Annotated in this window: 12 protein-coding genes and 1 pseudogene; 8 read left to right on the forward strand and 5 right to left on the reverse strand. The window is 71.6% G+C overall.

The window, feature by feature from the left end; genetic code table 11:
• Positions 1–10 precede the first annotated feature (10 nt).
• The gene (locus M3Q35_RS02725) at positions 11–922 is read left to right on the forward strand and encodes a LysR family transcriptional regulator (RefSeq protein ID WP_273939983.1); all 912 of its coding nucleotides are present in this window, start codon (positions 11–13) and stop codon (positions 920–922) included.
• Here M3Q35_RS02725 and pntB read toward each other — a convergent pair.
• The 5 genes from pntB to M3Q35_RS02750 form a co-directional block, all read right to left on the reverse strand.
• Complete coding sequence (gene pntB / locus M3Q35_RS02730) at positions 919–2,295, reverse strand: Re/Si-specific NAD(P)(+) transhydrogenase subunit beta (RefSeq protein WP_273939984.1); 1,377 nt, start codon at positions 2,293–2,295, stop codon at positions 919–921. The two genes, M3Q35_RS02725 and pntB, sit on opposite strands and share 4 nt — an antisense overlap.
• A gap of 3 nt (positions 2,296–2,298) precedes the next feature.
• Complete coding sequence (locus M3Q35_RS02735; protein WP_273939985.1) at positions 2,299–3,828, reverse strand: Re/Si-specific NAD(P)(+) transhydrogenase subunit alpha; 1,530 nt, start codon at positions 3,826–3,828, stop codon at positions 2,299–2,301.
• A 167-nt stretch (positions 3,829–3,995) separates the two neighbouring features.
• The gene (locus M3Q35_RS02740; RefSeq protein ID WP_273939986.1) at positions 3,996–5,198 is read right to left on the reverse strand and encodes an MFS transporter; all 1,203 of its coding nucleotides are present in this window, start codon (positions 5,196–5,198) and stop codon (positions 3,996–3,998) included.
• A gap of 10 nt (positions 5,199–5,208) precedes the next feature.
• Complete coding sequence (locus M3Q35_RS02745; RefSeq protein WP_273939987.1) at positions 5,209–8,691, reverse strand: ATP-binding protein; 3,483 nt, start codon at positions 8,689–8,691, stop codon at positions 5,209–5,211.
• The gene (locus M3Q35_RS02750) at positions 8,684–12,187 is read right to left on the reverse strand and encodes an ATP-binding protein (RefSeq protein ID WP_273939988.1); all 3,504 of its coding nucleotides are present in this window, start codon (positions 12,185–12,187) and stop codon (positions 8,684–8,686) included. Before M3Q35_RS02750 ends, M3Q35_RS02745 begins: the two co-directional genes overlap by 8 nt.
• A 133-nt stretch (positions 12,188–12,320) precedes the next feature.
• Between M3Q35_RS02750 and pip the strand changes: the two genes are divergently transcribed.
• The 7 genes and pseudogenes from pip to M3Q35_RS02785 all read left to right on the forward strand — a co-directional run bounded on the left by pip (position 12,321) and on the right by M3Q35_RS02785 (position 18,959).
• Entirely contained in the window at positions 12,321–13,271 is a 951-nt protein-coding gene (gene pip, locus M3Q35_RS02755) for a prolyl aminopeptidase (RefSeq protein ID WP_273939989.1), read from the forward strand.
• 72 nt (positions 13,272–13,343) lie between these two features.
• Positions 13,344–14,315: a hypothetical protein gene (locus tag M3Q35_RS02760; protein ID WP_273939990.1), complete on the forward strand. Its 972-nt coding sequence runs from the start codon at positions 13,344–13,346 to the stop codon at positions 14,313–14,315.
• Between the two features lie 283 nt (positions 14,316–14,598).
• Positions 14,599–15,318 (forward strand): hypothetical protein, encoded by a 720-nt coding sequence (locus M3Q35_RS02765; protein WP_273939991.1) that lies wholly within the window; start codon positions 14,599–14,601, stop codon positions 15,316–15,318.
• A gap of 19 nt (positions 15,319–15,337) precedes the next feature.
• Positions 15,338–15,892, forward strand: coding sequence for a molybdenum cofactor guanylyltransferase (gene mobA, locus M3Q35_RS02770; RefSeq protein ID WP_273939992.1), 555 nt, complete (start codon positions 15,338–15,340; stop codon positions 15,890–15,892).
• Between the two features lie 47 nt (positions 15,893–15,939).
• Positions 15,940–17,052, forward strand: a complete 1,113-nt coding sequence (locus tag M3Q35_RS02775; RefSeq protein WP_273939993.1) for an AAA family ATPase — start codon at positions 15,940–15,942, stop codon at positions 17,050–17,052.
• The gene (locus M3Q35_RS02780; RefSeq protein ID WP_273939994.1) at positions 17,049–17,975 is read left to right on the forward strand and encodes a DUF58 domain-containing protein; all 927 of its coding nucleotides are present in this window, start codon (positions 17,049–17,051) and stop codon (positions 17,973–17,975) included. The genes M3Q35_RS02775 and M3Q35_RS02780 overlap by 4 nt, the downstream gene beginning before the upstream one ends.
• A gap of 4 nt (positions 17,976–17,979) precedes the next feature.
• Positions 17,980–18,959: pseudogene (locus M3Q35_RS02785) on the forward strand (VWA domain-containing protein).
• The last annotated feature ends 109 nt before the right edge of the window (positions 18,960–19,068 follow it).

The raw sequence follows: 19,068 nt of genomic DNA on the forward strand, positions 1-19,068 counted from the left end.
GCCTCGCGCCGTGGACCTCAACGCCGTGCGGACCTTCGTGGTGTCGACCGAGGAGGGCCAGCTCCAGGAGGCCGGCGTCGAGCTGGGCATCAGCCAGCAGGCCGTGTCCAAACGCATTGCCGCGCTGGAGAAGGAACTCGGCGTCCGGCTGTTCACCCGCACCGCTCGCGGCATCCAGCTGACCGCCGACGGCCAGGCGTTCCTGCCGCACGCCCGCGCCCTGCTCGACGCCGCCGACCGGGCCGTCGCGTCGATCAGGCCCGGCGGCCGGCCGCTGCGGGTCGACGTGCTCGGCCGCCGGGTGGTCACCGGCACCCTGCTGCACGAATTCCACCGTCAGCACCCGGAAATCGAGCTCGACGTGGTGGTGCTGGCCCATGGCGAGGAGGCCACCGCCGCCGTGCTGGCCGGCACGGTCGACGCGGCGTTCCGCGCCCAGCTCACGCCGCCGCCGGCCGGCGTCGAGATGATGCGGGTGCACGACGAGCCCCTGGATTTTCTGGTCGGCCCCAGGCACGAACTCGCCCACAACGCCGAACTGACGCTGAAAGACCTTGTGGGCCACCGGATCTGGATTCCCGGCATCGCGCCGGGCACGGAATGGGGCGCCTACTACGGGGAGCTGGCCGCCGAATTCGGCCTCTCGATCGACGGCGACGGCCCGAACTTCGGCAGCGACACCATGCTCGACCTGATTGCCGACACGCCGAAGCTGGCAACCCTGTGGGGCACCGGCATTCGCAACGCAGTGCGAGCCGACCTGCGCAGCATCCCGCTCAACGACCCGACGCCGGCCTACCCGCACTCGCTCATCTGGCGCGCCGACAACCGTCATCCGGCGCTGGCCGAGCTCCGCCGGCACCTGGCCGACCACTGGCGGTCCAGTCGCCGGGAGAACGTCTGGACCGCCGGCTCGTTCTAGAGCGCGCGGACGATGTCCTCCACGCGTTCCTTGGCGTCGCCGAACAGCATCTTGCTGTTGTCCTTGAAGAACAACGGGTTCTGCACACCGGCGTAGCCGACGGCCATGGAGCGCTTGAACACGATGACGTTCTGCGCCTCCCACACGTGCAGCACGGGCATGCCGGCGATGGGGCTGCCGGGATCGTCGGCCGCCGGGTTGACGGTGTCGTTGGCCCCGATCACCAGCACCACCGAGGTCTGCGGGAAGTCGTCGTTGATCTCGTCCATCTCCAGCACGATGTCGTACGGCACCTTGGCCTCGGCCAGCAGCACGTTCATGTGCCCGGGCAGCCGTCCGGCCACCGGGTGGATGCCGAACCGCACGTCCACGCCGCGTTCCCGGAGCTTGCGGGTCAGATCGGCGACGGGGTACTGGGCCTGCGCGACGGCCATGCCGTAGCCGGGCGTGATGATCACGGTCTCGGCCTCGCGCAGCAGCTCCGCGGTGTCGGCCGGGGTGATCTCCCGGTGCTCGCCCTGCTCGATGGCCGCGAACGTGCCGGCCTCCACGCCGAACCCGCCGGCGATGACCGAGATGAACGACCGGTTCATCGCCTTGCACATGATGTACGACAGGTAGGCGCCGGAGGAGCCGACCAACGCGCCGGTGACGATCAGCAGGTCGTTGTCGAGCAGGAAGCCCGAAGCCGCGGCGGCCCAACCGGAATAGCTGTTCAGCATGGACACCACGACCGGCATGTCGCCGCCGCCGATGGACGCCACCAGGTGCCAGCCCAGCAGCAACGCGATCGCCGTGACGGCGGCCAGAATGCCCACATTCGGCGTGATGACGAAGAAGACGGTCAGCACGGCAAAGGCGACCAGCGCGCCGAGATTGAGGAAATGCCGGCCCGGCAACATCATCGGGGCCGACCTGATCCGGGCCGACAGCTTGAGGAAGGCCACGATCGAGCCGGTGAACGTGACGGCGCCGATGAACACGCCGATGCACACCTCGGCGTGGTGGATGCCCGGCAGCGAGCCGGCATCGGCGTCCAGATAACCGTTCCAGCCGACCAGCACGGCCGCCAGACCGACAAAGCTGTGCAGCAGTGCGATGAGCTCGGGCATGCCGGTCATCTCGACGACCCGGGCCCGCCACAGGCCGATGCCGCCGCCGGCCGCCATCGCCACGATCAGCAGCACGATGCCGAGGACGGCCATTCCCTGGAGCGCCAGCACAATGGTGGCGATCAGGGCCAGCGCCATGCCGGTGATGCCGAACAGCACGCCGTTTCGCGACGTCTCGTGCTTGCTCAAACCGGCCAGGCTGAGCACGAAGAGCAGTGCTGCCACGAGGTATGCGGCCTGCGCCGCCGTTGCCACGGTCATGGGTCAGCTCCTCGAGAACATGCTGAGCATGCGCCGGGTCACGGCGAATCCGCCGAAGATGTTGATACTGGCCAACAGCACCGCCGCCGCGGACAGCACGGTGACCGCGATCGTGCTGTGGCCGATCTGGAGCAGCGCGCCGACCACCACGATGCCGGAGATGGCGTTGGTGACCGACATCAGCGGGGTGTGCAGGGCGTGGTGCACGTTGCCGATCACGTAGAAGCCGATCACCACGGACAGCGCGAACACCGTGAGGTGACCGATCAACTCGTTGGGGGAGAAGCCGACCAGGAGGAACAGCGCGATCGCCGCGGCGGCGACGACCACGTGCCGCGCCCGTCGGGGTTTCTCTTCCTTTTGTGGCGCAGGGGTTTTCTGCACCTGTTGCGGTGGCGCGGCGCTGACGCTGATCTTGGGCGGCGGCCAGGTCGTCTCGCCGTCGCGGACCACGGTCATGCCGCGCAGCACGACATCCTCGAAGTCCAGCACCACTTCGCCGTCCTTGCCCGGCGTCAGCAGCTTCAGCAGGTTCACCACGTTGGTGCCGTACAGCTGCGAGGACTGCGCCGGCAGCCGTCCGGCCAGGTCGGTGTAGCCGATGATCGTCACGCCGTTGGCCGTGGTCACGACCTCGCCGGCCACCGTGCCCTCGACATTGCCACCCTGCGCCGCCGCCATGTCGACGATCACGCTGCCCGGCCGCATGCTGGCCACGTGTTCGGCCGTCACCAACCGGGGCGCGGGCCGGCCGGGGATCAGGGCGGTGGTGATGATGATGTCGACATCGCGGGCCTGCTCGGCGTAGATCTCGGCGGCGCGCCGGTCGTACGCCTCCGAGGTGGCCTTGGCGTAGCCGTCGGTGCTGGCCTCCTGCTCGACGTCGACGGCCAGGAAGTCGCCGCCCAGCGACTTCACCTGCTCGGCGACCTCGCTGCGCGGGTCGGTGGCCCGCACCACCGCGCCGAGGCTGTTGGCCGTGGCGATCGCGGCCAGCCCGGCCACACCGGCCCCGGCCACCAGCACCTTGGCCGGCGGCACCTTGCCGGCCGCGGTGACCTGGCCGGTGAAGAACCGCCCGAACCGGTTGGCCGCCTCGATGACGGCCCGGTAGCCGGCGATGTTGGCCATCGAGCTGAGCACGTCCAGCGACTGGGCTCGGGAGATGCGCGGCACCGCGTCCATGGCCAGCACGGTGATCGGCCGCTCGGACAGGGTCTGGACCAATTCAGGCCGTAATGCCGGGCCGATCATGCCGATCAGCGTCGCCCCGTCGTGCAGGGCCGCGATCTCGGGTTCGGTCGGCGGGTTCACCTTGATCACGACATCGGTGGCCCAGGCCTCGCCTCGGGTCGCGATCCGGGCCCCGGCCTGCGCGTACGCCTCGTCGGGGCAGCTCGCGGCGGTGCCCGCGCCGGCCTCGACGAGCACCTCGTAGCCGAGGGCGGCCAGTTGGCGCACGGTCGCCGGCGTGGCCGCCACCCGCGTCTCGCCGGCGGCCGACTCGGTGACCACGCCCAGTGTCCGACCCATCACGGCTCCCGTCTGTGTCGCTGGCCCCCACTCCATCTTCGTTCACAATGACCATTCCGCGACTCATTTCGGTTCACACGTGAATCTCGATCGGGAAATGCACCGGATGGCGGAGCGTCTACAGTGCACACGCCCAGGTAGATGTGACGGTTGCCACAAAAGGCTTGTTAGGCCTGTTCCAGCCGTCCGAGCCGGGGCATGAGCAGCAGTGACAGGGCCAGCAGCACGCCGCCGATGATGATGGGGGCTCGCACGTCCAGCAGGGTGCCGAGCACGCCGCCCAGCGCCGCGCCGATCGGGCCCGCGCCCCAGCTGATCAGCCGGTAGGCGCTGGTGACCCGGCCCATCAGGTCGCGCGGGGTGAGCCGTTGGCGGACCACGACGGCCTGCACGTTCCACAGCAGGATGCCGAAGCTGCCGATCGTGTAGCCGACCGCGACCAGCGGGATCGACCCGGCGACCCCCACCACCAGCAGCGAGACCGCCATGGCCCCGATGGCCAGGCCCAGCCCCACACCGAGGCTCAGGTGCCGTCGGACCCAGCCGCCGGCGAGGCTGCCCAGCAGGCCGCCGACCGCGCCGATGGCCAGGATCACGCCGTACAGGGCGGCCGGGGCGTGCAGCGTGTTCACGATCAGCAGCACGAGCATGGTTATCGCCATCTGCACGCTCAGGTTGGCCAGGCCGAGCTCCAGCGCCAGCAGGCGCAGGCCTTTGTGTCGCCACAGCCACCGCACGCCTTCGGCGATGTCGGCGCGGATCGTCGTCGTCACCTCGGCTCGGGCCGGTGCGTGCCGGGCTCGGATCGCGAACACCAGGCCCGCCGCCGCCACGAACGTCACCGCGTCCACCACCAGCGGCGCGCCCGCCGACACCGCGAACAGCGCCGCCCCGAGCGGCGGTCCCAGGAACTGAAAACTGATCAGCTGGGCCGCTTGCAGCCGCCCGTTGGCCTTGGCCAGGTTGTCGCCGTCGATCAGATCGGCGATGAACGATCCCGCGATGGTGTCGAACACCGCCCCCGCGCTGCCGATCAGGAACGTCATCAGGACCAGGCCCCACAGCGGCGGCGTGGTCGTCAGGACCCAAACGGCAAATGCCGCCACCAGCACTCCGCGCCCCAGATCCATGCGCCACATCAGGTTGCGCCGGTCGTGCCGGTCCGCCAGCGCCCCGCCGTACAGCGTGAACAGCAGAATCGGCACCGTGCCGGCAAACGTCACCACACTGACGGCCGCCGCCGTCGGCGACAGCACCGCCGCGAGCAGCGGCAGCGCCGCCGTGCGAATCCCGTCCCCGAGCAGCGACGTCGACGCCGCCGCCAGGAGTTTGGTGAAGTCAGTGGTACGAGTTTCCGACGATGCCCCCATCGCATGGAGGCTAGCCGACTTCGCGCTCGGCCGACTTTCCTGGTTCGGGGCGGCCGAAACGGGCGGCGGCGCGGCGGGCGGGCCAAGCGGCGCCGAGGAGTTCGTAGCGGCGGAGGGCCTCGGTCAAGGCGGCCTCGCCCTCGGCACGGCGGCCGGTGGCGGCGAGCACGACGGCGAGATCTTCCAAAGTCTGGGCCAGTTCGACCGGGCGGCCGACGGTGCGGTAGTGGGCGACGGCCTGGGCGACGGAGGCGGGATCGCGGTCGGCGAGCCCGCGGCAACGCAGGAGGGCGGCGGCGGCGCGGGTGGGGACGACCTCGCGGGCGGCCTCGCCGGCGCAGATGGAGAGGGCCTGGGTGACAAGGTCGGGGGAATCGGCCTGTAGGGCAAGGCGAACGACGTCGGGGAGCCACTGGTGCCGAAGCATCATGGGCGCATAACGGGGATCCAGAACGGGGGCCAAAGCGATGAGGGCCTCGTCGAAACGGCCGTCCCGCTCGGCGGCCTGGGCCTCGGCCATCAACAGGAAGTCGCAGTTCTCCCGGTCGGCGGTGGTGAGCATGGGCAGCTCATCGGCGGCGGCGAGATGGGCGGCGACCTCGTCGCCGTCGTCACGGAGCGCGGCGATCAAGGCGGCGACGCCGTGCGAGAGCAACAACATGGGACTGCTTTCCCGCAACCCGAGGAAAGCCAGCTCGGGCCCGGACCGGGTGATGATGCTGAGCTCCAGCAGCCCGTCGCTCCACCGGCCGGCCCAATAGTGGTTGACGGCAGTGGACATCGGCAAACCGCCGGGCAGCTGGTACCGGTGCACCAGGCTGCGTACGGCCAGCAACGCCTGGTCGGCCTCGTCGAGGCGGTCCAGGTTCTGTAGGCTGAACACGCGGTTGTCGAGCAGGCTCAAGTGCAGGTGGGCCAGGCCGGCGTCCTCGGCGACGACGGCCAAAGCCTCGTCCACGTACCGCAAAGCGGCGGCGTGATCGCGGTCGATGGACTCGAACAACCACAGTGCCTGCAAGGCGAAGGCCACGGCGAAGTTGTCGCCGGCTTTCTCGCCCCGGTCGATCGCCTCGGCGGCGGTGACCTCGGCCCGGTCGAACTCCAGCAGCCCCATGCCTTCCCGCACGGCCAGCAACGCCTGGCAACGGGCCTGCCACGTCGGCGAAATCTCCGGCGCGTCCGAAGCTTCCCGAAGCGCCGCAACGGAGTTGTCCTCCTGGCCGCGGCGATAGTAGATGACGGCCCGAATCCACTGCATCTCGCCGGACAGGTCGGGATCACGGGTCAGGGCCAACACCGACCGAACCTCGTCCTCGGGCAGCTCGCCGCGCCAATACAGCACGCGAGCCAACACGGCGGTCAGGTCCACGTGCCGGGGATCGTCGGGCTCGCAGACGGCGACAACCCGGCGCAGCAGGTCCAACCCGATGTCCGGCGCCCGGTGGGCGATGCGCTCGCCGTGCTGGAGCATCCAGTCGATCACCCACGAGTCGACCGCCACCGGTGACGCGACCAGTTGCCGGGCAACGGTTTCCATCGACGCGCCGGCCCGGTCCAACCGCTCGGCGGCCTGCCGGTGCAGCACCGTCCGTACGGTCGGCGAAGTGGCGTCGTACAGCGCCTGGCGGATCAGGGCGTGTCGGAAGGTGTAACGATTCCCGTTGGCCAGCAACACCTTTGCCGCGGCGGCCTCGTCGAGCGCGGGCAACAGCGAGGCCGCCGGGCGGTCCATCAGCACGCTCAGGTCGGCCATCACGAACTCGGTGCCGAGCAAAGCCGCACGCCGCAACACTTCCGTCGTGGCAGTACTGAGAAAACCCAGCCGGTGCGTCAAAGCCGACGACAACGAGGTCGGCACGGACACGTCCTCGCCGGCGCACACCTCGGCCTGCCCGGACGACACCTCGACGTGCCGGTCCCGCAGTAAAGCGTCGGCCAACTCGCCGACGTACAACGGGTTTCCGGCGGCACGGTCGGCCAGCCCGAGCAGACCGGCGCCGGGCGTGCCGCCGACGATTCCCCGCAGCAGCTCGGCGACCTCACCGCCGGCCAGCGGGGCCAGTTGCACCACCGCGCCACCCCGCTTGGCCACGATGTCCCGGACCCCGTCCAGCACCGCGGTCCGCGGCACCGGCCGCAGCGCGCCGACCAACAACAACGGCAGCGTGGCGGTCTCCATGGCCAGCCGGCTGAACACCAGCAGGCTGGCCTCGTCGGCCCACTGGATGTCGTCGGCGACCAGCGTGAGCGGGCCGTCGGCGCACATCTCCCGCACGATCGCGACCAGCTCGTTGACCACGGCCAGCGTCGGATCGCCGCCGCCGAGCGGGTCCCGGTTGGACTGGGCCAGCCGCATCATCTCGGCCACCCGGGCCCGGGCCGGATCGGGCGAGTCGGCGTCGATGCCCAGGCAGTCCAGCATGAGCCGCAACGGAAAACGGCTGGCCAGCTCGTCGCCCGCGCCCCAGACCAGCTGTACGCCTTGGTCTTCGCAGTCGGCCAGGCCGGTGGTCAGCAGCTCCGACTTGCCGATGCCGGGCTCGCCCTCGACGAGCAGCACGCCGCCGAGGCCGTCCGACACGCGGCGTACCGCTTGGCGCAGAACGGAAAGCTCGGCCGCCCGGGCGACGAACGTCCGGGCGCGGGGACGGGGCCGCGCGGCCCACCACGCCGGCCGGCGCTGTTCCTTCACCGGGGTGGACACGGCCGGCGCGGCCAGAGCCGGGTCGTTGGTCAGGATCTGCTGCTGGATCTCGGCCAACCGCGGACCGGGCAGCGTGCCGAGTTCGGCCATCAGCACCTGGGCCACCGCCCGGAACTGATCCACGGCGTCGGCCTGCCGACCCACCCGGTACAGCGCGATCATCAGCAGCCCGCGCAGGCCCTCGTGCAGCGGGTTCTCCCGCACGAGCGCGGTCAGCTCGGCCACCAGCTCCGCGTGCTGACCGGCGGCCAGGCCACCGACCGCACGGATCTCCAGCAGGTCGAGACGGTCGGTGAGCAGCCGGTCGCGCAGGCTGGCCGCCCACGGGCCGGGCAAACCGGACAGCGGTTCGCCGTGCCACAGGGCCAACGCCCCGTCGGCGGCTGAGACCGCGGCGACCTGGTCGCCGTCCGCGCGGGCCTGCTCGGCCTTGCGCCGCAACGCATCGAACTCGTGCAGGTCGATGTCGTCGGCCGGAATCCGCAGCCGGTAGCCGGGTCCTTCGGACAGCAGCACGGACGAGACGGCACGGTTGCCGCGATCCGGCTCCAGAGCGCGGCGCAGGCCGGAGACGTAGGTGTAGATGCTGCCGTCGGCCGACGCGGGGGCGTCCTGGCCCCAGATCGCGGTGATCAGGTCCTCGCGGGACACCACTTTGTCCGGCCGGGAGGCCAGTACGGCGAACAGCGCGCGCTGGCGCGGGGCACCGAGCTTGCGCTCGTCCCCGTCGACCCGCACGAGTACCGGTCCCAGCAGTTCGACCCTTGGTTCCCGGGCCCGTTCAGCCACTGCGTTCCCCAGTCTCGATTGCCCCCGAATGCCCGGTCACCTTACCCACCAGGTCCGGCCGCGAGTCCACCCCCAGCTTCTGCATCACCCGCGAGACATGGGCCTGCACGACCCGGCGCGACAGTGCCAACTCGGCGGCGATGTCCGGATTGGACCGGCCGAGCGCGACCAGCTCGGCGACCCGGATCTCGTCTCCCACCAGGGAATGCCAGCCGGCGACGGTCGGCTGGCCGGTCGACACGCCGGCCCGGCGGATGCCGAATTCGCGCAGCCGCGACTCGGCCCGCCGGATGTCCCAAGAGGCACCGAGTTCTGCATAGACGAGCATGGCTTGCGGAAAGATCCGGCGGGCCCGGTCGACCTCGCCGCGGCGGGCCAACAGGACGGCGGCGTCCTCGCTCGTGACCGCGAACTCGATACGCCGTCCGGATTCCCGGTACCGCTGGGCCACTTGCAGCAGTGGCTCGGCGTCGCCGTCGATCAACGCCGCGCAGCGCTCGGCGGCGTTGGAGGCCCGTGCCGGCACGGTTTCCGAGGCAGCCTCGGCCTGGGCCAGCCGCAGCGCCGCCTGCGCCACGTCGCTTGCGTCGGCGTCCAGGGCGAGCCGGGTCAGCTCCGGCAACCACTGATGCCGCAACGTCATCCGACCATAGGACGGGTCGAGGATCGGCTCGTAGGCCGCCAGCGCGGCCGGCAGATCGCCGTCCTGCTCGGCCGCCATCGCCTTGGCCGCCAGGAAGAAGTCGCTGTTCTCCTGGTCCGACGGCGCGATCACCGGGTACGAGCCGGCAGTGCGCAGATGGGCGTGCAGCTGCTCGGTGTCGCCGCGGTGCCCGGCGATCAGCGCCGCCGTGCCGTACTGCAACAGCGGCACCCGGGACCGCAGGTCGAAGATGGTGATCTCGGGCTCGCCACCGACGATGGCGTCGAGCTCGGCCAGCGCCTCGTCCCAGCGGCCGAGCCAGTAGTAGTGCACGGCCGCGCCGATGTGGATCCGCCCGGACGGGCGGCCGGCCCGACGGGCCATCGCCTTGGTGCGGGCCACCGTGTCGGTGCCGTCGGTCAGCCGGTCCAGGTTCTGCAGGCTGAACAGCCGCGCGCCGAGCAGGTTGATCTGGAGGTCGACCAGGTGCTGGTTGCCGGTCGCCGCGGCCAATGCGTTGTTCACGTGGGCCAGCGCCGCGGAATGGTTGCGGCGCACCGATTCCACGTACCAGAGCTCCTGCTCGGCGGCGGCGATGGCCGGGGCGTCGTTGGCCTCGGTGGCCTGCGTCAGGGCGGCCGTGGCGGTGACCTCCGCCGTGTCGAGGTCGTCCAGGCCTGTGCGTTCGAACTGGGCCCGCAGTGTGTCGTGCCGCGCCACCCAGAAATCCGGCGCGGCCGGATCCGCTGCCGCCGCACGGAGATCGGCGATCGCCTGCGCCACCTCGCCCCGCCCGTACGTCAAACAGGCCAGGGTCCACCGCATTTCCGCGGCATGGGCCGGATCCCGCGTCACGTCCAGCAGCGCGCGGGCGGCCGCCTCGGGCTGCCGGCCCAGCCGGAACTGCCAGCGAACCTGGCTCACCAGCAGGATTTCCCGCTCCTCGGGCGTCGGCGAGGTGCTGTCCAAGGCGCGGTCCAGCAGGTCGAGCACCAACGCCGGATCACGGCCGGCGACCGTCTCCACGTTGGCCAGCAGCCACTGCACCGACCAGTGGTCGAACTCGCCGGCCACCGCCAGCTGCGCCGCGACACGCTCCACCGGCACGCCGGCGTGGGCCATCGCCTTGGCCGACTCGCGGTGCAAGGTCGTGCGGACCGCCGCCGAGCGCTCCTCGTACAGCGCCTGGCGGACGGCCGGATCCCGGAAGGCCAGCCGGTTGCCGGCGTCGACCAGCAGGCCGGCGTCGGTGGCCTCCTCGACCGCGCCGACCAGGTCGGCCGGTGACGTGCCGACGACCGCCGCCAGGTCGGAGAGATCGAACTCGACGCCGAGCAGCGCCGCCCATCGCAGGCGATCCAAGGCGCTGGGGGAGAGGAACTCCAGTCGCCGCGCGGCCATCGCCGCCATCGTCGGTGACAAGTCGAGACCCGGATCGATCTCGGCCACACCGCCGGCGGTGTGCAGCACCGCGTCGCGGATCAACTCGTCGACGAGTTCGCGCACGTGCAACGGATTGCCGGCGGCGTGGTCGACCAGGCCACGCAGCACCGGACCCGGCGCCGCGCCGATCACCCGGGCGACCAGCTCATGCACGTCGTCGGCGTGCAGCGCGCCGAGGGCCAGCGTGCGACCGCCGGCCAGGTCCACGTGGTGCGCGGTCGGATTTGTGCGGCGTGCACCGACCAGCAACAGCGGGAGCTGCTGGGTCAGGCGGGACAGCCGGTGCCACGCCAGCAGACCGGTCTCGTCGAGCCACTGCACGTCGTCGATCACCAGCACCAGCGGCGCCTCCGCGCATGCCTGGTCGACGAACGACAGGAGCCGGCTGATCGGGGCCAGCGGGCCGTCGCCGGACAGGTCCTCGCCCAGCGCCCACACCACGCGACAGCCGGCCACCGGCGCATCGGCCAGACCCACCGCCAGCAGCGCCGACTTGCCGATGCCGGGTTCGCCCTCGATCAGCACACAGCCGCCGGCGCCGTCGGCCAGCGCCACCACCAGCGCCCGCAGCCAGCCCACCTCGCGCGGCCGGCCGACGAACTGGGCCGGCGCCTCGGGCTGACGGGTCGACGGAGCCAGTTCGTGCTGCGCGCCGATGCCGGGGATCGGCACCGTCTGCTGGGCCACGATCCGGTCGTGGATGTCCTGCAACGCCGGCCCCGGGTCCAGGCCGAGCTCGTTGACCAGCACCTCGCGGGCACTGTCGAACTCGGCCAGCGCCTCGTCGCGACGGCCGGCCCGGTACAGCGCGACCATGAGCAGCCCGCGCAGGCCCTCCCGGCGTGGATGCTCCCGCACCAGGCCGGTCAGCTCGGCAACGGCGGTGCCCTGGTTGCCCAGCGCCAGCAGCAGCGCGCACCGGCGTTCCAGCGTGGCCAGCCGCAGCTCGGCCAGCCGCGCCCGGTGCAGCTCGGCGAAGGGGCCGGACAAACCTGAGAGGGCTTCGCCTTGCCACAGCGCCAAGGCCGCCGTCACCGACCGCAGCGAGCCGCCGAGGTCGTCGGCCGCCGCGCGAAGTTCGTCGAACCGGGTGACATCCAGCTGCTCCACGCGCAGCACGTAGGCCGAGCCCATGGACTCCAGCACCGGCTCGGCCGACTGCTTGCGGGCCGGCTCGTGCAGGGATCGCCGCAGGTCGGAGATGTACGTGTGCAGGATGCCGACCGCGCGGGCCGGCGGATCCTCGCCCCAGACGCCGTCGACCAGCTCCTCGCGGGTCACCGCCCGGCCCTCGGCCAGCGCGAGGATGGCGAACACCGCGCGCCGTCCGGCCGAGCCGAGATCCACCTCCTGCTCGCCGCGCCAGGCGCGGACCGGGCCGAGGAGTTGCACCCGCAGTGGAGCGGTCACGCCTGAGCATCCCCGGGACGACCTGCGGCGACGGAGTCCATGTGCGGAGTGTAGCCATCGGCGGAGACAATGCTGTCCCGCCGAAAGGTCGTGATCGCCAGCGTTCCCCGTCACAGTGGGAGAGGAGTCGGACATGGCCGGGTACCCGCCGATCGAGCCGTACGAGCAGGGGTTGCTCGACGTCGGCGACGGCAACCAGATCTATTGGGAGACCAGCGGAAATCCCGACGGCAAGGTCGCGCTGTGCGTGCACGGCGGCCCCGGCGGCGGCGGAACCCGGGGCTCCCGCAAGGCGTTTGATCCCGAACGTTTTCGGATCGTGCTGTTCGACCAGCGGGGTTGTGGCTCCAGTCGGCCCAATGCCGCCGATCCGGCCGTGGACATGGAGGTGAACACCACCGAGCACCTGATCGCCGACATGGAGCGGTTGCGCGAGCACCTCGGCGTGGACAAGTGGCTGCTCTACGGCGGTTCGTGGGGCTCGACCCTGATCTTGGCCTATGCCCGGCGCCATCCCGAGCGCGTCTCGGAAATCATCCTGGTCTCGGTGACCCTGTCCACTGCGGCCGAGAACGACTGGCTTTACGGCGGCGGCCTGCGGCTGCTGTTGCCCGATGCCTACGAGGCGTTCGTCGCCGGTGCTCGGTCCGATGACGTGGTGGACGGGTACTGGCGGCTCGTGAACAGCCCGGACCCGGTCGTCCGGGAACAGGCCGCAGCCGACTGGTGTGCGTGGGAGGACGCCGTCATCGCGCACGAGACCCTTGGCCGTCCCGGGCAGTACAGCGATCATGCCGGCATGCTCGCGATGGTGCGGATCATCGTGCACTACGCGCGGCACGGGGCGTGGCTGGCCGACGGGCAGTTGCTGCGGGACGTGTCCAAGCTGGCCGGGATTCCGGCCGTGATCGTGCACGGGCGGCGGGACCTCAGCTGCCCGCTGCTGCACGCGTGGGACCTGGCGCGGGCGTGGCCGGACGCTTCGCTGGTGATCGTCGAGGACTCCGGGCACACCGGCAGCCAGGCCATGGCCGACGCCATCGCGGCGGCCGTCGAGCGGTTCTCACCGCCCCGGCAAGTTTGATGCCGGACCGGGTCCTGTTCCCCTCCGGTGCGCGAGCATGGCTGGTCGACGCATCGGCAAGGGGAGAAACGCATGGGCTGGAAGACAATGGCGGCGGCGGTCGTGCTGTTGACGGCGGCGTCGACGACACCGGCGATGGCAGCGGAAACGCCGCACTGGCAGGTGACGCTGTTGCCGATGCCGGCCGATGTGCCCAATGCCCTGGCCTATCTGAACGGGGCCGACGGGCACGGCGGCTACGTCGGCACGATCGGGACCGACGACCGCTTCCTGATCGTGCGGTGGCACTGCGGCGAGGTCGTCGTGCAGCCCGGGCCGCCGAACGGCAACGACTACCCGCGGGTGAACGGTGAGAGCCGGGACGGCACCGTTCTGGTCGACAGCTTCACGCTCGACCGCGCGGGCGTCTACCACCCGGTGTCGACCGGCCCGTGGCGGTACGCCGGGCCGTCGAAGATCGGCCCGCGTGGCGATCTCCTCGGCGCGGGGGACGATCCGGTCACTCTGTCGCCCGTGGTGCTGTACTGGCCGTCGCCGAGCGCCGAGCCGGTGGTACTGACGGGGGCGCTGCCGGGTTCGTGGCCGACCGCGATCGACGACGACGGCACGGTGTTGCTCGGTCACCCCGACGGGCCCTACCTGCTGCACGACGGTGTCGTGCGCAAGCTGGCGCTGCCTGAGGGCTACCGCAACGGGCGCGCCGACGCCATCCGCCACGGCGTCGTGGTCGGCGCGGCCACGCCGACGGACGGTCCGGGCGACGGAGGCTTGGTGTGGGCGTCGCCGGACTCGCCACAGGTGCTGCCCAACTCGCGCTACGCGCAGGGCCTGAACAGCCACGGCTTGGTCGTCGGCGGCGACTCCAACGGCACCACGGCCGCGTGGCAGGACGGGCAGGAGCTGGGGCCGCTGCCGGGCCCGGACGGGCTGCCGAAGGTCTTCAGCTACCTGGTCGACGACGACGGGGCCATCCCCGGCGAGGCCACGCCCGCCACGTCGGGACTCGGCTACCGTGTGGCCGTGTGGCGGCCTACCACGGGGTGAAGGGCATTCGTCGGCGGGTGATCGGCGTCGCGGCCGTGCTCATGGCGACAGCGTGCGCCGCACCGCCGCCGCCGCAAACGCCGCACTGGCAGCTGATTCCGTTGCCGCTGCCGGCCGGTTCGGCGCCCCACGCCACCGCGGAACTGCAAGCCTCTGACGGCCATGGCGGCTACGCGGGCATTGTCTACCGCGGCGGCGGCCGCCCACCGGCCATCGGGAGGTGGCACGACGGCCGGGTCGACGTGTTCGAGCTGCCGGGTGACCCCGGACCGGGTCGACGAGTGTGCTCGGGGAGAGCCGCGACGACACCGTCCTGCTCCAGGCGTCGCCGGGCTATTTCACGCTCGACCGCGGCGGCGTGTACCACCCGGTGTCGACCAGCTCGCTGGATGGCGGCTACCCGCAGTTCATGGGACCGAACGGCGATCTGGTCGGCGAGGCCCTCGACCCGGACAATCCCGGGAATTACATGGCGGTGTACTGGCCGTCGCCCGACGCCGAGCCGTCGCGGCTGGAAGGGATGCAGGGCGGTTCGAAGGCCCAGGCGATCGACGACGAAGGCACGGTGCTGGTCAACTGCGCCTGCGGCATCTACCTGCTGCACGAGGGCGATACGCGCCTGCTGGACGGGTCCGGCCAGCAGGGGTTCTCCATCGCCCACGGCGTCGTGGCCGGCGTCGGCAGTGACCGGGACGCCCCGGCCGGGGTCGGGATGCTGTGGATGTCGCCGGACTCGCCGCAGGTGCAGGAGAACTCGCAGCGCCTGTTCGCCGCGAACAGCCACGGCCTGAGCGTGGGCCAGGAGCGCAACTCGCGTCAGGCCCGCGGTCCCGTGGCCGTGTGGCAGGACGGCCACGAGCTGGGCCGCCTGCCGGCCGCGGACGGGTTGCCGTTCGTCCGGGCCAAGTTCGTCGACGAGGACGGGACCGTCGCCGGCGTGGTCTCGCCCGACGAGGCGCATTCCGACGGCGGCCCCGTGCAGTGGCGGTTCGTGAGGAGCTGACGGCGCTAGGGTCCACTGCGTGACGGATTTCGCGGCCGTACTGCTGGCCGGCGGCGGTGGCCGCCGGATGGGCGGGGTGCACAAGCCGGCGCTGGTGGTGGCCGGCAGCACCCTGCTCGACCGCTGCCTCCAGGCAGTCGCGGACGCCTCGCCCGTGGTCGTCGTGGGGCCATCCACGGAGACCGCGCGGCCCGTGCGGTGGACGCGTGAGGACCCGCCCGGCGGCGGTCCCGTCGCCGGGCTGGCGGCGGGCCTGAAGCTGGTGGACGCACCGCTGGTGGCCGTGCTGGCCACGGACCTCGTGGGCGTCACGGCGAAGACGGTGCAGCGACTGCGAGCAGCCGTCACCAACGACGGCGCGGTGCTGGACGACGGCCACCGGCAGTGGCTCATCGGCGTGTGGCGGACCGAAGCCCTGCGTAGAGTGCTGCCGGAGGACCCGGCGGGCGCGTCGCTGCGCTCCGTGCTGGGGGCGTTGGACTACGCCCCGGTGGCGGCCGAGCCGGGGGAGACAGTCGACGTGGACACGCCCGCCGACCTGGCCCGGGCTGCTTCACAGCACCCACACCGGTGATCGGGTTACCTACCGTCGGAGCACGCCGTCATCTAGGAGGTCCGCACGTGAGCGAGCCCGTTGTCACCGAGGGCACGCCGCCGAACACGCCGGCTCGGGACGCCCAGCTGCTCGAGCGCACGGTGTTCGAGGTCAAGCGGGTGATCGTCGGCCAGGACCGGCTGGTCGAGCGCATGCTCGTCGGCCTGCTGGCCAAGGGCCACCTACTGCTGGAGGGCGTGCCCGGCGTGGCCAAGACGCTCGCCGTGGAGACCTTCGCCAAGGTGGTGGGCGGCAGCTTCAGCCGGGTGCAGTTCACCCCGGACCTGGTGCCGGCCGACATCCTCGGCACCCGGATCTACCGCCAGTCCAGCGAGTCCTTCGACGTGGAGCTGGGCCCGGTTGTGGCCAACTTCGTGCTGGCCGACGAGATCAACCGCGCGCCGGCCAAGGTGCAGTCGGCGATGCTCGAGGTGATGGCCGAGCGGCACGTGTCGATCGGCGGCAAGACCTTCCCGATGCCCGACCCGTTCCTGGTGCTGGCCACCCAGAACCCCATCGAGAACGAGGGTGTCTACCCGCTGCCCGAGGCCCAGCGCGACCGGTTCCTCTTCAAGATCGTCGTGGAGTACCCGACGGCCGAGGAGGAGCGCGAGATCGTCTACCGGATGGGCGTCACCCCGCCGCAGCCGCAGCAGGTGCTCGGCACCGACGAGCTGGTCCGGCTGCAGGACGTGGCGGCCAAGGTCTTCGTGCACCACGCGCTGGTGGACTACGTGGTCCGGCTGGTGCTGGCCACCCGCTCGCCCGGCGACCACGGCCTGACCGACGTGGCCGGCTGGGTCGCCTACGGCGCGTCGCCGCGTGCCAGCCTGGGCATCGTGGCCGCCGCCCGTGCGCTCGCGCTGGTCCGCGGCCGCGACTACGTGCTGCCGCAGGACGTGGTGGACGTGGTGCCGGACGTGCTGCGGCACCGCCTCGTGCTGTCGTACGACGCGCTGGCCGACGGCGTGCCGCTGGACCACATCGTGGCCCGCGTGCTTCAGACCGTGCCGCTGCCGCAGGTGTCGGCGCGGCCGCAGGGCGGCCAGCCGATGACCGGCCCGCAGGTCCAGCAGCAGCAGCCGTTCCAGCCGCACCTCGGGCCGATGCAGCCGCCCGCGCCGGTCGGTAGGCCGTGAGCGAACCTCGTCCCCGTTGGGCTCCTCCCGTGCTGCGGGAGGAGAAGCTGGAGTCGGCGCTGCGCACGCTCGAGTTGGACGTGCGACGCCGCTTGGACGGCCTGCTTCAGGGCAACCACCTGGGCCTGGTGCCCGGGCCCGGCACGGAGCCGGGGGAGGCGCGGCCGTACCAGCCGGGCGACGACGTGCGCCGCATGGACTGGGCCGTCACCGCGCGGACCACGCTGCCGCACATCCGTGAGACGGTCGCCGACCGTGAGCTGGAGACGTGGCTGGCGGTCGACCTGTCGGCGTCGTTGGACTTCGGCACCGCGGCGTGCGAGAAGCGCGACCTGGCCGTTGCCGCCGTGGCCGCTTTCACGCATCTGACCGGCGGCGGTGGCAACCGCATCGGCGCCGTGCTGTCCACGGGGCAGGAGACGGTGCGACTGCCGGCCCGTGGCGGCCTCGCGCATGCCCGCGGCCTCGTACGCCGCGTCGCGACGACGCCCCGCGCGCCGGAGGGCGTGCGTGGTGACCTGGTGGCGCTGTTGGAGCAGCTGCGCCGGCCGCCGCGCCGCCGTGGCCTGGCCGTGGTGATCTCCGACTTCCTCGGTGACCTCTCGTGGCAGCGGCCGCTGCGCGGGCTGTCGGCCCGGCATGACCTGGTCGCCGTGGAGATCGTTGATCCGCGTGACATCGACCTGCCCGAGGTCGGCCTGGTGACCCTGGTCGACCCGGAGAGCGGTCGGCAGCGCGAGGTGAACGCGTCGCCGCTGCTGCGCCGGCAGTTCGCCGCCGCGGCCGACGAGCACCGCGCGCAGGTCGCTGCCGGGCTGCGGCAGGCCAACTGCGCGCACCTGGTGCTGCGCACGGATTCCGACTGGATCGCCGACATGGTCCGGTTCGTGGTGGCCCGCAAGCGGCGGTGGTCCGGGGAGTAGCGGGATGAGCTTGTCCGGGTTCACGGACCCGTGGTGGCTGCTGCTGATCGGCGTGGTTGCCGTGCTCGCGGCCGGCTACCTCGTCATCCAGCGCCTGCGTCGCCGGGACACCAAGCGGTTCACCAATCTCGAGCTGCTGGCCAAGGTCGCCCTCGGCGTCCCGGCTGGCAGCGCCACGTGCCGCCGGCCATGCTGGCCGTCGGCCTGATCCTGCTCAGCGTCGCGCTGGCCGGGCCGACCGCCGAGCAGAAGGTGCCGCGCAACCGAGCCACCGTGATGCTGGTCATCGACGTGTCGTTGTCCATGAACGCCAAGGACATCCCGCCGTCACGGCTGGCCGCCGCGCAGAAGGCGGCCAAGTCCTTCGCCGACCAGCTCACGCCCGGCGTCAACCTGGGGCTGATCGAGTTCGCCGGCTCCGCCACCACGCTGGTGTCGCCGACGACCGACCGCACCCAGGTCAAGGCCGGCATCGACGCGTTGAAGGCGGCCGAAGGCACCGCGACCGGCGACGCCATCGCCGCCGCCGTGCAGGCCATCCAGTCGTTCGGCAAGCTCATCACCGGCCCGGACGGGCCGCCGCCGGCCCGCATCGTGCTGCTGTCCGACGGTCGGGAGAACAACCCCGCCGACCCCAACGCCGCGCGCGGCGCGTACACCCAGGCGAGGGCGGCTCGACAGGCGCAGATGCCGATCTCCGGCATCTACTTCGGCACCAAGGGCGGCAGCGCCGACGTCGAGGGGCAGGCCGAGGACGTGCCCGGCGACCAGCAGGCCATGCAGCAGGTCGCCCAGCTGTCCGGCGGCGAGGCCTACGACGCCGAGAGCGCCGGGCAGCTGCAGAACGTCTACAGCTCGCTGGCCTCGCAGATCGGCTACGAGACCAAGACCGTCGACGCCAGCCAGCCGTGGCTGGCACTGGGCACGCTGATCTCGCTGCTGTCGGTCGCCGCTTCGGTGCTCATCACTCAGCGGATCTCCTGATCATCCTGCCCGTTTAGCCCGACAGGAGGCCGAAGGGCACCCGGTTGCTATCAGGACGCCCAGAAAGTCGATCTTGATCTTGCCTACGGGCCGTGACGCTCGCGATGAT

The organism is Kutzneria chonburiensis (genome assembly GCF_028622115.1).
GTDB lineage: Bacteria > Actinomycetota > Actinomycetes > Mycobacteriales > Pseudonocardiaceae > Kutzneria > Kutzneria chonburiensis.